The sequence below is a fragment of the Acidobacteriota bacterium genome (assembly GCA_022562055.1).
Lineage (GTDB): Bacteria > Actinomycetota > Acidimicrobiia > Spongiisociales > UBA5794 > BMS3BBIN02.
In genome coordinates this window covers 13,451-27,626 of the sequence record JADFQA010000018.1, presented here as the reverse complement: position 1 = coordinate 27,626, position 14,176 = coordinate 13,451, and the positions used below count along the sequence as shown (strand labels likewise).

Sequence of the window (14,176 nt, the reverse complement as noted above, 5' to 3'; positions counted from 1 at the left end):
CGGGACAAGAGTGACGATCTTGAAGAGTCGCGTCTCACGTCCCATACAACTTCGGAGGAGAGGGCATGGGCTCTGAACAAACGCGTAGGGTTATCGAACGGCTGTACGAGACGTTCCAATCAGAGAGAGGCGACGAGACGTGAGGTCCTTGAAGCCCCCTAGCTGAGGGGTTCGTAATCGAACTCGTACCCAAACGCCCGCGGGCCGACGACAGCCAGCGCCCTCTCGGTTCTTAGGAGCTCGGCGCACGGCAGGACGAGAACGTCGGCTCGGAAGCCGTAACGGATCAGCTCGGTTGTGATCGGTTCGCCGGTTTCGGTCGCTACGAGACTGATGAGGTCTGGGACGGTGACCTTAGGCTCGCTGTCTTCCCAGATCACTAGGTTCTCATTCTGGAACTCGATCCGGATGGAACGTCCGACGTCTTCGCCGACACCGTCGAGAACCATGTGGCCTGTGGCGAATCCCTTTGTTGTTTTGCGTCTGACGTCGGATACTTTTCCCCGCAGGTAGCGGATCCCTCCAGCGACTTCAATCACTGCGGCCGACGGGTCGGCTTTGGTCTGTCTCGCGTCCAGCACGGCGCGACCCATCGACAGGGCAAGCCTGAGGGTGTTGGGGATTATGGATCGTTTGCAAAACACTCCGCGCATAACTGAAGTTGCAAGACCCGCGTGACCGCCCATTTCGATTGTCGCCGCGCGGGCGATCCGTTCCAGCCAGTGGGCGTCGACCACCTCCGGAAACACGAGCCGGTTGCCGCGTTCGTCGGCGAGCGCGGACGGTTGCGGGCTGCCGCCGTATATAAAGTATGTGAGCATCTGTAGCTCGGGAAATGCTCGCCCCATGCCGTCCCCGTCGACGAGAGGGATACGCATGTTCGCCGCAACGACCATCGGGACCATGGAGTTGCCGCCACCCATTTCGAACGGGGCGATCGCGTCAAATCTCTGTCCGAGGTACGTTTCGAGTGCGCGGGCTGCGGCTGTCTCCTCGCCACCTTGTGCAATCTTTTCGTAGCTGACGACGGGGGAACCCATACCGCCGACCACAACAAGGAGGTCCTGGTCCTTGATCTCGGTCGGGTCGATGACCAGGACGGTGCCACCGCTGCGTAACGCCTCTCTTGCTCTCAGGTATCCAAGGTACGGATTGCCTCCTCCGCCCGTGCCCAGGATTCCGGCGCCGATGGATATGGCGAGTAGGTCTGCTTCGACGATTTCCCACACCAACAGTTTCCTCCAAGGGGCCGTATGCACGGGGTCCGAGCGCAATTATTCCGTGATCACCGACAATGCGGTTCTAGCATAGACCGTCGACGGAGAAGAGAACCATATAGTGGTTACTAGCAACCATATCGTGGTCGACGACTGCCACATCGTGTATGCTCATCACCCAGAAAAGAGACACCGGCCGCCAGACGACGAGAGCGTTAACAAGGATGGATTTTCTCCGGTCCGAGGACCTGGATCAAGCGTTGAACCATCTGGCTGAGTGGGGCGACAGCGCATGCGTTCTGGCTGGCGGCACCGATGTTATGCCGCAGTTTCTAGGCGGCGAGCTCACCCCCGGGGCCTTTGTCCATATCGAGGGAATCGAGCAACTTGCGACGTTTTCGTGCGATGAACGTACGAAACTTGGTCCACTGGTGACCCACCGGACTCTCGGCACCGACCCGTTCCTCCAAACAGCGCTCCCTGCGCTGGCTGGTGCCGCACGCTCGGTCGGCGGATGGCAGACTCAGGCCGCCGGGACAATAGGTGGCAACATCTGCAACGCCTCTCCGGCTGCGGACGCGGCTCCTCCGCTGTTGGTGGCCGACGCATTCGTCACGTTGTCATCTCGTCGGGGGAAGCGGCGGGTAGCGATGGTTGATTTCTTCCTTGACCGTCGTAAGACAGCACTCGATCCGGACGAGCTGTTGATCGAAATCGATCTTGAGCCGCTCCCCTCGGATGCGGGCGAGGTATACATCAAGCTCGGGCGTCGAGGCGCCATGGAGGTGGCCCTCGTAGGTATCGCGGTCAGGCTCGGCTTCACATCGGACGGTTCAGTCGCATCGGCTCGGGTTGCCCTTTCTTCCGTCGGGCCGACGCCGATGCGGGTGCCGGACGCCGAGGCTGTGCTGATCGGCTCGCGTCTGGATGCGGCGGCGCTCGATGCCGCTGGCGAGGCACTCCGATCGGCGTCTTCGCCCATCGATGACGCTCGGGCATCCGCTTCGTACCGGACACGCACGCTTCGAGGCCTCCTTGAAAGAGCTGCAGTGCAGTGCCGACAGGCAGCACTCCTATGAACACAGACAGCAACGTCTTTGTCGCCTTCCGCCTCAACGGCGTTGATTGTGCGCTCGATGTCGCTCCGGGCGAGACTCTCCTGTTTACGTTGCGTGATCGACTCAATCTGACCGGGACGAAGGAGGGATGTGTAGAGGGTGAGTGCGGCGCTTGTACTGTTGTTGTGGACGGCAGACCGCTGGACTCCTGTCTTCTCGCTACCGCCACACTCGAGGGTCGTGCTGTCACTACGATCGAGGGTCTTTCGCAGGGCGGTACGCTCAGCACTCTCCAGCAAGAGTTCGTGGCACACGGTGCTGTGCAGTGTGGCTTTTGCATACCAGGTTTCCTAATGGTTCTCACCGCGTTGCTCGAAGAGAACCCCATGCCGGACCGGTCGGAAGTCACGGACGCTCTCTCGGGCAACATCTGTCGATGCACCGGGTACCGTCAGATTGTTGACGCCGTATTGGCAGCCGCCGTGGCGCCCGAGAACGCATGACTGTGACGGTCGGTTCCCGTGCTCCGCGAAGTGACGGAGAGGCGAAAGTGCTCGGCAACGCTGTATTTGGCGTCGATTTCAGCATCCCCGGTATGGCACATGCGCGTCTCCTCCGTTCGCCCGTGCCCGCAGGTGCGCTCGTTTCGGTAGACACCAAGACTGCGTTGGCGATGGAGGGTGTCATCGACATAGTTACTGCTGCTGACGTGCCAAACGCCCGCAGTGGCATAGTCTTGTTCGATATGCCCCTGTTTGCTGATGAGTATGTTTCGTATGAGGGGGAGCCGCTGGCAGCGGTGGTCGCCGAGACAGCGGTACTCGCTGAGGCGGCGGTTAGGAAGATCGAGTTCGAAATCGATCAGCAAGACGCGGTCGCGACGCCGGAGCAGGCGTTGGATCCGGATTCGCGACTTGTTCATCCTGGTTGGGCGGCATTTGCTAGCAAGGATGGGGTCGAGTGGCCGCGTTCTGGGAACTTGGTGAGTGAGGTAGTAGCTGATCCCGGTGAAGTGGAGGCCGCATTCGAGATTGCGGATACCATTGTGGAGGGAACCTACCGTACTCCGAGACAGTATCAGGCCTATCTCGAACCGAAGATGGCGCTTGCCACGTTCGAAGCCGGCCGTTATACCATCCACGTCTCGCACCAGTTCCCGTTCAACATCCGCGATCGAGTTGCGCAGATACTTGGGGTCGCGAAGTCGTCGGTGCGCGTCATTGGTCACCATATTGGAGGCGCCTTTGGTGCCAAGCTCGATGTCGGGCTGGAGCCATATGCTGCGGTACTTGCCCAGCGTACCGGTCGGCCGATCAAGATGGTTAACAACCGCCAGGAGGACCTCCTGACCGCACCGTGCCGTGAGAACGCGGTGGTCAAGATCCGGTCAGCTCTGGACAAAGATGGCAAGATCCTGGCCCAAGACATTGATGTCCTGATAGACAGCGGTGCGTACGCGATTGATGCTCCGTACCTGACGAGCATCCCGCTGTTCATGTTCGGCTCGGTCTACAGGGCCGGAGCCGTGCGGATCGTGGCCCGATCCGTGTACACCAACACAGCTCCGACTGGGGCTTTTCGTGGCGTGAGTGGTACGTACCTGGTTTTTGCACTCGAGAGGCATATGGACGAGATTGCCAACGAGCTCGGTGTTGACCGTCGCGAATACCGGCTCAGCGTCTTGGCGGCCGATGGTGATCGGATGGTCAATGGTCAGATCCTGGATGATGCATCGATTCTCCGGGAGGCCTTCGATGCGATCGAGGAGCGAGTTCCGTGGGAAGAACTCGGACAGGGTCCTTACCGCGGGGTCGGGATCGCGGCCGCGGTGTGGCTTACCAATCCCATGCCGGGTCAGGCAGTGGTCAAGCTCAACGAGGATGGCACGTTGGGGGTTATCACGGCGGCGACGGACAACGGATCGGGCGCTGTAACTATGGCGATACGCCAGATAGCGGCCGAAGGCCTCGGCCTGGATGCGGACCAGGTTGTCGTCACGATGCCTGACACGGATGTTGCAGCGTACGACGCCGGATCTCAGGGAAGTCGCACCACGCACGTCGTTGGTCGGGCGGTGTTGAACGCAACGGCCCAGGTCAAGAAGATGATTGTGAAGACAGCCGCAGACATGCTTGAGGCGGCCGAAGAGGATGTCGTGGTCGAAGCCGGCTTTGTCCACGTCAGGGGCGTCCCGTCATCAAAGCTTTCTCTTGCTGACGTGGCCACCCAGGCGACATTCACAAGTGGCCCGATCGCTGCCAGCGGCTCGTACCGAGCACCGACGCCGGCGTACAATCCGTCTTGCGCCACCGGCATGATGCTGCCGGTCTGGCCAATGCCGACGTATCACGTTCACGTCGCCGAGGTCGAGATCGACCCGGTGACAGGGAAGGTTTCTGTCCTGAGGTATATCGTGGCTCAAGAGGTCGGCAAGGTTATCAACCCAGTGGGCGTGGAGGGTCAGGTCCAGGGTGGTGTAGCGCAGGGTTTAGGCTATGCGCTCTGGGAACGACTCCAAATCCATGGTGGCAAGTACCTGCAACGGTCCCTGGAAACTTACGGACTACCTTTGGCTGTCGACGTGCCGGACGTTGAAATCTTACTGCTCGAGCACGCCACCTCGGGTGGGCCGTACGGGGCGAAGGGGGTTGCAGAACCGCCGATCGTGCCGGTTGCCGGAGCGATAGCCAACGCGGTTTCAGATGCAATAGGAAGACCGATCGATGAGATCCCCATCACTCCCGAAGCGGTACTTGATGCCCTTGATGGATAGGATGAACGTCGTCGCGGAGTCGTCGCAGTGCGAGTAGGGGTTGACGTAGGCGGCACGAACACTGATGCGGTTGTAATGGAGGACCGCAGAGTTCTTGGAACCGTCAAGACGCCGACGACACCGGATGTGACGACAGGAATCGTGTCAGCACTGCGGTCCCTGATCGACGATGGGGTCCTGGTGCCATCCCAAGTGTCGGGCATCATGATCGGGACGACCCACTTTACGAACGCAGTTGTTGAAGCCAAGCATTTGGCAGCAACTGCGGCCGTGCGCATCGGCCTGCCAGCGACGACGGCCGTACTGCCGCTCGTCGACTGGCCGGACCGGCTGCGACGTGCGATTGGAAACCATGTCTATTTGTGCCACGGTGGACACGAGTTTGACGGTCGCCCGAGCGGCCCGCTCAATTATGAGGAGCTGAAGCGTGTCGCTGCCGACGCAGCATCCAAGGGGATTCGCTCGATGGCCATCACCGCTGTGTTTTCACCGGTCAACGGTGAGGTCGAGGTCGAAGCTGCCGCGGTGATTCGGTCCGAGGTTCCCGACATGGTCGTGAGTCTGTCCCAAAAGATCGGCCGAATCGGTCTTCTTGAGAGAGAGAACGCCACGATCATCAACGCCTGTTTGCGCCCTTTAGCTGGCCGCATCGTGGACGCTTTCCAGGTCGCAATCTCCAAGCTCGCGATTGACGCTCCGCTCTATATCAGCCAGAACGACGGCACATTGATGGACGCTGAATTCGCGAAGCACTACCCGGTAGCCACGTTTGCGTCGGGTCCGACGAACTCTATGCGTGGTGCTGCGTTCCTCAGCGAACTCACTGACGCAGCTGTGGTGGATGTTGGCGGAACCACAGCCGACATCGGAATGTTGGTCAACGGGTTCCCCCGGGAGGCATCCGTCACCGTACATATTGGCGGGGTACGAACCAATTTTCGGATGCCAGACGTACTTTCCCTAGGAATCGGTGGTGGGAGCGTTGTGCGCGGCGGTACGGACGATCTCACCATCGGTCCCGATAGCGTCGGATACGAGCTTTCTTCACGAGCCTTGGTGTTCGGCGGTGACACCTTGACGGCCACCGATGTGGCCGTCGCAGCCGGAATGGTCGACATTGGCGACGCCAGCCTTGTAAAGAGCCTCGATCGAGACTATGTAAGAGCTGCCGTTGATAGCATCCAGCGCGCCGTGTCTGATGGTGTGGATCGGATGAAGACGTCTGCGGAACCAGTCCCTGTGATCGTTGTCGGAGGCGGTGGAGTACTAGTCACGGACGAGATCGCCGGGACTTCGGGTGTGGTCCGTCCCGAACACTTTTCGGTGGCCAACGCAATCGGTGCGGCTATTGCCCAAGTCGGGGGTGAGACAGACCGCATCTTTTCGTTGTCGGACATTCGCCATGAGGAGGCGGTTGAACAAGCCAAGGCGCAAGCTCGTGAACGGGCTATTGATGCCGGTGCCGACCCATCTTCTGTCAGGATCGTTGAGGTAGAGGAGGTCCCCCTGGCGTATCTTCCAAGCAACGCAGTGCGCGTCAGGGTCAAGGCTGTTGGTGACCTCCGCGTTTGAGAAAAGGAGACGTCCATGAATGAAGAGATGTACCTGGCAGGGCGTACCGCACTGGTCACTGCCTCGTCACGCAATCTAGGCGCAGCCATCGTGAAGGCTCTTGCGGGGGTCGGTGCCGACGTCATTGTCACTTACAACAAATCCAGAGACAGTGCGGAAGCCCTACTCCGCGAGCTCCCGGCGGCGAACCATGCAACCGTGTTCGCTGACACGTCCCACGGCGGGGGTATCGAATCGATGGTGGCGGAAGCCATTGGTGCTGCGTATGGCACGATAGATATCGTCGTGAACAACTCGGGACCCTTCTCGATGACACCGTTCGTCGAACTGGATCCGTCCGAGTGGGATCGCATCTGGAACGCCAACGTCAAGGCTGCTTACCTGACAGCCAAGCTGCTCGCACCCGGGATGGGTAGCTGGGGTCGAATCGTGAACGTTTCGGCAGGCTCCGCGTACGTCCGAAATCACTCGGTCTATTCGCTCGCTAAGAGCTCTCTTGTCACGTTGACCGAGCTGCTCGCCATTGAACTCGCGCCGAATGTGACCGTGAACTGCGTAGCCCCGGGCCAGATCGTCGAGTCAGCTGCTGACATGGCGGAATTCGATCCGTCATTTGCGGATCGTGCGATCACCGCGACCCCGCTTGGTCGTCTTGTGAGGCGCGATGAGGTTGCGGGCATCGTTGCTGAATTGTGCGGCCCACGGTTCGATGCGGTGACAGGGGTGACGATTCCGATTGACGGGGGCTGGCGGTTGAACACCTTCTAGGCGGACCATGTTGGCTAGGTGGCTGGCAGCTTGTTCATCAGGTTGCCAATTGCGTCTAGGCCGACAGTGATATCGTCGTTGCCGGCTGCGAGTGAGATTCGGATTGCGGCGCCATCGGGTTCTCCGAAAGTCGAACCCGGTGCGACGGCCACACGGTATCGGGTAAGCAGCTCGTTGGCGAATGCCTGGCTGTCTATGAGTCCGGGCAGTTCAAGCCATAGGTAGAAGGCTCCAGCCGGCGTATACGGCTCGAGCCCGAGTTGTTGTGCATGCCCTACCGCGAGGTCTCGTCGAGACTTGTACTCGCCGACCATCTGTTCGACGCAGGCCTGAGGTCCGGTGAGCGCCTCGATGCCGGCGTGCTGCGTCGGAGCGTTCACACATGCCACCATGGACTCCTGAAGTTTCGTCAGGAGTGACACCACTTTGCGCGGACCATTCAGGTATCCAAGTCGAAACCCCGTCATCGCGTACGTTTTTGAGAAGCTATGCACGGTGATGGTTCGTTCTGGTCCTGCGGGTCTTGACGCCGGACTTACTGGCACGCCGTCGAACGAGATCTGGTCGTAACATTCGTCCGAAAGAACCCAGATGCCGCGGTGCTCGGCGATTGCGAGAATCTCGTCGATGATTCCAGGGTCGATCACAGTGCCTAGTGGGTTCGACGGCGAGTTGAGGATGATCATTTTCGTTCGACTCGTTACGAGGGAGGCTATCTGGTCCGGGTCGGGTTGGAATCTATTTCGAACCTCTAGATCGTATGCGACGGGTCGAGCGCCGGCCATGGCGATCAATTGGTGGTAGTTAGGCCACCCGGGGTTTGGTGTGAGTATTTCGTCACCTTGCTCGACCAAGACGATCGCGGCGCTGAGTAACCCCTGGATAGCGCCCACGGTTATTAGCACCTGATCTGCGTCGGCGGCGATCTGGTTGTATGTCTGCAACTTTTCGGCGCACGCGATCCTGAGCGGTTCGATGCCGGCGTTGGGTGTGTAGCGCGTGGCTCCGTCGACAACCGAGCGACAAAACGCGTCAACAATGTGGGTCGGGTCGCAAAACCAGGCTCACCGACCTCAAGATGTGTGATTGGTTCGCCGAGTTCCCAAGCTCGATCCATGACCGCGCGGATTCCCGAGCGGGGGAGCTCTTCCATGGCCGTCGGGAGTGTCGGAAGCGCCGACATCAGCCCGGCTCCGCGCCGGTGGGTCCTCGTTGGCTCATGTCTATGTACGCCGCCGACACCCCTGGTTGATAGTGTGGCAATCGGTTATCGCCACACGACACTCGGCGCGCTCTTCGGGAATAGTGGCCAATGTTTGGGATCATGTTGTCTCGGTTCTCACGAGGTCGCGAATCAGGCTCTCTGGGTTGGATGCGGACGACAGCGCCGCTCCGATGCCAACGCATAGGGCACCCGCGCCCAACCAGTCTTCCACTTTCAGTGGTGAGATGCCACCCATCGGAATCCAGTCAATCTCGGGGAACGGCGCCCGGATGGCTCTGAGGTAGCTGACTCCCATCGGCCCCGCCGGAAACAGCTTGAGGATCGTTGCGCCTGCGTCGCGCGCCTTGTGGACTGTCTGTTGGGCTGAGCACGCCCGGGATCGGCTCTAACCCGAGGTTTAGGCTCTCTGTAATGAGATTCTCATCCGTGTGGGGCGACACAATGAATTCGATTCCGATATCGCGCAATGGTCCGAGCTGCTCGACTCCGGTGACGGTGCCGGCTCCGATGAGGATCGAAGCGTCTAACTCGTCGCGCAGCCGCGTGATCACATGAAGTGCATCGGGAGAGTCCATCGTGTACTCCACAGCTTCGACTCCGGCGGCAACAAGTCGGAGCGCCTGTTCGACAGGGTCCGGGGCACCGTTGCTAAGACGGAACACAGCAAGGATGCGGCTTGATCGGAGCCGCTCAGCCACGTTCATCTCAGAATCTCCCTGGCGCAGGCGGGTGTAGTTGGATCGACGCTCATCGCGTCGCCGTACAGCCCATAGGCGCTCAAGGCGGCACCCAACGCACTGTCGACCGCCGCCTCCAGCCCCGTTGCGGGAAGGCGAGCGAGAAACGCACCCATCATCGCGTCGCCAGCGCCGAACGGGTCAACCACTAGAGCCTCTCCTGACGTTTCGTAGGAGCTATCGGCTTGAATCGCGCGGACGGTCACTGTGATGGATGCGGCACTCCGACGTTTCGTGGTGACCAGGAGTATTGCGACTCCCAACGCCTCTCGGGCTGCCGTGAGGTTGTCGGACCGTAAGCCCAAAGCATCGAGATCAGAGTTGCTCACTGACAGAATGTCGATAACCGGCAAGATATGATTCATCCAGTCGTAGGCGTCGTCTTTGGACCAGAGTTTGCTGCGGTAATTGATGTCGAACGCGACCGTCGCCCCTACCTCCGCCGCATATTCGAAAGCCTCCTCGAGCGAAGCCCGAGAGCTTTCTGAAATCGCTGCGGTAACGCCTGTTGAGTAAAAGCAGGAGGTTGGCCCCAGCAAGTCGCCCCAATCGATCATTCCCCGGTCGAGTTGGGAGGCCGCTGAGCCGACGCGGTCGTAGAAGACTCTTGTCGGCCTTGGATAAGACGCGATCTCCACAAAGTAGAGCCCTGTTCGAGCACCGTTGATAATCTGGAGTCGGTGCCCAACACCGAAGGCTTCCACATGGCGTGTAATTCGACGTCCCGCCGTGTCATCGCCGACTGCTGAAATCCACGTGCCTGGCATTCCGCAGACCGTTGCCGTAATAAGCCCATTGAGTTCGGCGCCGCCTACGTGCGCTGACAGCGTGGGGGCCAGCTCTAGCGTCTCCCCGACGGGAGTGGAGAGCCGCACCATGGCCTCGCCGTATCCAACGAGGTGGTCATAGAACGAAACCGTCAATCCTCACCTCCGGTGCTTGATGTTTTGCTAACGGCTTCAAGACCGAATGGCGCTGCAGCTGACCATTCCGGCCGCGGTCAGGCAATCTGGCACCCTTGTGAGCAGCGTATCTTGTCCACCCCGTAGGTGTATCTCTTTTGTGCAAGGAACGTCCGCCAAGAGTCACTATGTGAAAGCTAGTGCCCACATAGTAGTAGTTTCCGATGTCTAGTCAAACAGCCAGCACCTGTGTCTCAACAACCATCTGAGCGAACTGAGGCGGCGTATGTATGTATAGTTCAGCCATGGCCGCCCCCAAGACAGTTGCTAAAGCACTTGGATTGCTTGAGATCGTGCGTTTGAATCCGGGGCTGCGTGTTAGCGAGCTGGCGATCGCTTCTGGTGTGCCAATGCCGACCTGCTCCCGTTTGCTTGCCGCTTTGACCGATGCTCGATTGATACGCCGGAGGAACGGTCGATTTGAGTTAGGCCCACATTGTTTGGCGCTCGCAGAGAGCTTTCGTGAGGTATTCAACCTTGATCGGGACGCCCGCACACATCTCGAGCATCTAGCGAGCCTCACAGGCGAGACCGCGCATATTGGCGTGATCGACGACCTCGAGTGTGTTTATGTCGATAAGGTCGATTCGCCCCGATCGATTCGAATGTATAGCAAAGTGGGTGCTCGATCGCCCCTTCACTCGACAGGAATCGGGAAGGCGCTTCTGAGCGCGTCGCCCGAAGATTTGCTGGCTCGCGTTTGTGCCGCGGGACTCACCCGTCGGACCCCAAACACGATTACGGACCCCGATCAGCTCAGCGACGAGATGAGGGCTATCCGAATGCGTGGTTATGCTATTGACGACGTTGAGAACGAGGACGGGATACGGTGCGTGGCGGCTCCGGTGCGTGGACCCGACGGTATGGCGGTCGCCGCGGTCAGTGTTGCTGGCCCAGCGACGCGGCTGGTCCCGAGCCTCGTACCCGAGATCAGCGTTCAGGTGATGTCGGCGGCCGACGATCTGGCGGGCCTTGTCGGTTTCACCGGTAAGCCCCTCTCGGTTTCGACCGTATGACCGCCAAAACCTAGCGCGCCAGTGACGGCGACGACATGTCGGCACGAGTTGCCGAGTTCGGAGGCATCCCCGTGTGCTCGTTTTGTGGCATTCGAAGGCAGATAGGCCTATTGGGGGGCGAGGATGACGACGGGGATTTCCCGGGTGGTTCTTGATTCGTATTCTGAGTAGCCGTGGTACGCGGCGATGACTCGCGGCCAGAGTCGAGCGCGCTCTTGCGTGTTCGCAGTTCGGGCGGTGATATTGATCTTCTTGCTGAGGATCTGGATCGTGGCTTCGGGGTGGGCCAAGAGGTTGCGATACCACTGTGGGTTGGTTGGTCTGCCTCCCCACGAGGCAATGATCACGTACCGTTCGCCATCGCGCAGATACAGCAACGGGACTATGTGTGGTGTGGCAGTTTTGGTGCCGGTCGTGGTGAGCAGCAGCATGTCGTTGTTGACAAGCCGTTTTCCTATTCGTCCCCCAGTGGCCCGAAACAGAAACACGTGTAATGCGGAGAGCCGTTTGACCGTGTTCTTTTCCACAGAGCAATGTTACCGGCGGGCGATCTGCCCATCGTCTGGCGTCGACGACGGTCGATCAGGTCGTCGTGGCGATATCGAGTTGTAGGGGGACGACACTGGCGATTCTGGCGAAGTCTTTGTCTGTGGCCAGGATGGCGGCTCCGCTGCGCAACGCGATCACCGCGACCATGCAATCGATCAACCCGCGTGGTGTGATCCCAGCTGACCGAAGCGACCGATACAGGGTGGCTGCACCTTCGAAATCGCCGGTCGCGTTAATGGGAATCCACGTAAAAGACGTGAGAAGCCTTCTCAATTGCGACCAGTGGTTCTCGTCTGTTGCGCCTGCAAGGAGCTCCATAAGAACGGGCTCGGTGACGGCGATGTCGGCGCCGTCGGCTATCAATCCCGCCACTCGGGTGTCGACGTCCGATCCTGTACCTCGAACGTATTCGACCCATGCCGACGTGTCGACAAGGATCACCGTGGGCCTCGGTCCTCGGGTACCTGATAATCCGGAATTGAACCACGCATGGCGAGTGCTTCGGCGGTCGTCATCGGTTGACCGGCGAGGTGCCGAAGCGCTACGTCCACTGCTTCGGTCTTTGTGTGAATGTTGTATCGGCGCATGACTATGTCCAGCAAGTTGTCATCGATGACAAGATTGGTTCTACCCATACACGGATCATACACTTAACGTGTATAACTCGTGTGATGGGATTTCTTGGGCTGTGCGAGGTGTACAACGACGTCGGTCTCAACCGCGATCAGGTCCTCGCCCGGATGTGTTCTGTCGGGTCGGTCGACGGAGTCGTGCCTCGGATATCGGGCAGGTACTCAGACTCTCTTGGGTAACCGACAAGTATCCGCAGCGCAATGTCGATCCCCTCGGCGTCCCCAGTGAGTCCATACCCGCGCACGACGGCGCTCAAGAGTCGGCTGTCAATACCCGGCGTGACTGCAATCATTGCTTGAACATATGAGGCAGCTACGACAAAGTTCGGCGCAGTGCAACAGCTCCAGACGGTGACGGGTTACTCAACCCGTGTTGGGACGGTCGGTTCGTTGCAAACCGTCACGCGGCGTGAGGCCAAAGCGGCACATTGGACCCGAGGTTTTCGCTAGTCGACGGTCGGGGTGATCAAAGTAGTCTTGAGCGACTCTGCAAGAGCAACGTGGTGTGGGTTGTACGCCGTCGCTGTGAGGTGCGCCAAGGCACACCTTGATGAGCCGACTTGTTGTCCGCGTCCATCCGGGTTCGAATCCCACCAGGGTGGCGCCTACTTTTGATGCCTCGCCAAGAACCGTCAACTACGAGAGTCATAGCCATATCTCCGATAGTCGATTTGCGGTGAACCGTTTTTGCTTACGCGGGTGGCCTGCATCGTCGAGTCGCTGCTCGGATTGCGATCATTATCCCCCGTTTGGCACGGCTTTCTGATCGTCGGCTCTGAGCGCATCGAAATCGATTTCCTCAACCGCCTTCTCCTCGGGTAGCTGAACAAATTTCATTGGTTCAACAACGATCACTCTTTGCGGCTTTCCTATGTCCATGGATTCACCTCCTTCTGTTTTCGCGATAGATACCTGTCGATTGCTCCCCACATGGTTTGACGTTCTCCAGATCCGTCTTGGGAAAATTCGTCTGGCAGCCTGATACCAATAGTTGTCACCAGGGTGGTATTGGCGAAGACGCGGGCGACGTCAGTCGGGTTTCCGATTCCCCAAAGGCATCCCGCCATGGCAATCACCACGGCCTGGACAGTCGCTCGCTCCGCCCGGTAGCCGTGAGCGTGCTCCACGACCCGGCCTTCCATGGCGACGAGTCCAACCGCGATCCGAGCATCCGAGGTGATGTCAAACATCTGTAGTACTCGACGGACCGACTTTGCTGTGTACACGCCACATCCGAAGGCAACCTTTGAGCAAGGACGACCTACGTGGGGTACTCCCTCTCCGCTCACACACGTCGCCACCATCGTCGGTTCGGCCCATTTCTGCCATGAACCGAAAAGGCCGTTGGGTCGCACATCCCACAGCCGATATCCCATGATCGGCGTCGGCGACCACATGACCTGATCTGTGTCTAACTTCTGGTCCTCGGGCGGTACCGGCTTCGCCGGCGTTCGACCGTGGCCGACCGGCTGCTGCTTCCTGAGTTCGAAGAGCACGTTCAGCAGCTCGCGGACTTGCTTCTGCTGTTCTTCGACCAACCGGTGCTTGGTGCGGGAGATACTGTCGTCAAGGTCGGATATTTCGCGGTCGAGACCGCCGATGACCTCGAGGTTGTTGGCGATTCTGCGCTCGATTCTGGTCGTCGGCGGGGACTCAACCATGCTTCC

Annotated in this window: 16 protein-coding genes; 6 read left to right on the top strand and 10 right to left on the bottom strand. The window is 59.5% G+C overall.

What is annotated here, in order from left to right; genetic code table 11:
* Positions 1-158: 158 nt before the first annotated feature.
* Positions 159-1,235: a DUF917 domain-containing protein gene (locus tag IIC71_07835; GenBank protein ID MCH7669094.1), complete on the bottom strand. Its 1,077-nt coding sequence runs from the start codon at positions 1,233-1,235 to the stop codon at positions 159-161.
* Between the two features lie 206 nt (positions 1,236-1,441).
* Here IIC71_07835 and IIC71_07830 point away from each other — a divergent pair, with 206 nt between their 5' ends.
* Genes IIC71_07830 through IIC71_07810 form a run of 5 tightly spaced genes read left to right on the top strand, consistent with a single transcriptional unit; the run spans position 1,442 to position 7,388 of the window.
* Entirely contained in the window at positions 1,442-2,296 is an 855-nt protein-coding gene (locus tag IIC71_07830; protein MCH7669093.1) for an FAD binding domain-containing protein, read from the top strand.
* Positions 2,293-2,778 (top strand): (2Fe-2S)-binding protein, encoded by a 486-nt coding sequence (locus tag IIC71_07825; GenBank protein ID MCH7669092.1) that lies wholly within the window; start codon positions 2,293-2,295, stop codon positions 2,776-2,778. The genes IIC71_07830 and IIC71_07825 overlap by 4 nt, the downstream gene beginning before the upstream one ends.
* Positions 2,775-5,048, top strand: a complete 2,274-nt coding sequence (locus IIC71_07820) for a xanthine dehydrogenase family protein (GenBank protein MCH7669091.1) — start codon at positions 2,775-2,777, stop codon at positions 5,046-5,048. Before IIC71_07825 ends, IIC71_07820 begins: the two co-directional genes overlap by 4 nt.
* A gap of 27 nt (positions 5,049-5,075) precedes the next feature.
* Positions 5,076-6,620, top strand: coding sequence for a hydantoinase/oxoprolinase family protein (locus IIC71_07815; protein ID MCH7669090.1), 1,545 nt, complete (start codon positions 5,076-5,078; stop codon positions 6,618-6,620).
* 15 nt (positions 6,621-6,635) lie between these two features.
* On the top strand, positions 6,636-7,388 hold the full coding sequence (locus IIC71_07810; GenBank protein MCH7669089.1) for an SDR family oxidoreductase: 753 nt from the start codon (positions 6,636-6,638) through the stop codon (positions 7,386-7,388).
* Between the two features lie 14 nt (positions 7,389-7,402).
* Here the strand turns inward: IIC71_07810 and IIC71_07805 are convergent, their stop codons facing one another.
* From IIC71_07805 to IIC71_07795, 3 genes are all read right to left on the bottom strand, one after another.
* Positions 7,403-8,428, bottom strand: a complete 1,026-nt coding sequence (locus IIC71_07805; protein ID MCH7669088.1) for a pyridoxal phosphate-dependent aminotransferase — start codon at positions 8,426-8,428, stop codon at positions 7,403-7,405.
* A 430-nt stretch (positions 8,429-8,858) separates the two neighbouring features.
* Positions 8,859-9,317 (bottom strand): hypothetical protein, encoded by a 459-nt coding sequence (locus IIC71_07800; GenBank protein ID MCH7669087.1) that lies wholly within the window; start codon positions 9,315-9,317, stop codon positions 8,859-8,861.
* A complete protein-coding gene (locus tag IIC71_07795; protein MCH7669086.1) occupies positions 9,314-10,273 on the bottom strand; it encodes a sugar kinase in 960 nt (319 codons plus the stop codon). Before IIC71_07795 ends, IIC71_07800 begins: the two co-directional genes overlap by 4 nt.
* A gap of 284 nt (positions 10,274-10,557) precedes the next feature.
* Between IIC71_07795 and IIC71_07790 the strand changes: the two genes are divergently transcribed.
* On the top strand, positions 10,558-11,328 hold the full coding sequence (locus tag IIC71_07790) for an IclR family transcriptional regulator (protein ID MCH7669085.1): 771 nt from the start codon (positions 10,558-10,560) through the stop codon (positions 11,326-11,328).
* 107 nt (positions 11,329-11,435) lie between these two features.
* Here the strand turns inward: IIC71_07790 and IIC71_07785 are convergent, their stop codons facing one another.
* The 6 genes from IIC71_07785 to IIC71_07760 form a co-directional block, all read right to left on the bottom strand.
* Positions 11,436-11,855: a nitroreductase family deazaflavin-dependent oxidoreductase gene (locus IIC71_07785; GenBank protein ID MCH7669084.1), complete on the bottom strand. Its 420-nt coding sequence runs from the start codon at positions 11,853-11,855 to the stop codon at positions 11,436-11,438.
* A 55-nt stretch (positions 11,856-11,910) separates the two neighbouring features.
* Entirely contained in the window at positions 11,911-12,318 is a 408-nt protein-coding gene (locus IIC71_07780; GenBank protein ID MCH7669083.1) for a PIN domain nuclease, read from the bottom strand.
* Complete coding sequence (locus IIC71_07775; protein ID MCH7669082.1) at positions 12,315-12,512, bottom strand: type II toxin-antitoxin system VapB family antitoxin; 198 nt, start codon at positions 12,510-12,512, stop codon at positions 12,315-12,317. Before IIC71_07775 ends, IIC71_07780 begins: the two co-directional genes overlap by 4 nt.
* Positions 12,513-12,601: 89 nt before the next feature.
* Positions 12,602-12,802, bottom strand: a complete 201-nt coding sequence (locus tag IIC71_07770; protein MCH7669081.1) for a hypothetical protein — start codon at positions 12,800-12,802, stop codon at positions 12,602-12,604.
* Positions 12,803-13,247: 445 nt separating this feature from the next.
* Positions 13,248-13,388 (bottom strand): hypothetical protein, encoded by a 141-nt coding sequence (locus IIC71_07765; protein MCH7669080.1) that lies wholly within the window; start codon positions 13,386-13,388, stop codon positions 13,248-13,250.
* Positions 13,379-14,170 (bottom strand): hypothetical protein, encoded by a 792-nt coding sequence (locus IIC71_07760; GenBank protein MCH7669079.1) that lies wholly within the window; start codon positions 14,168-14,170, stop codon positions 13,379-13,381. The genes IIC71_07765 and IIC71_07760 overlap by 10 nt, the downstream gene beginning before the upstream one ends.
* Between the last annotated feature and the right edge of the window lie 6 nt (positions 14,171-14,176).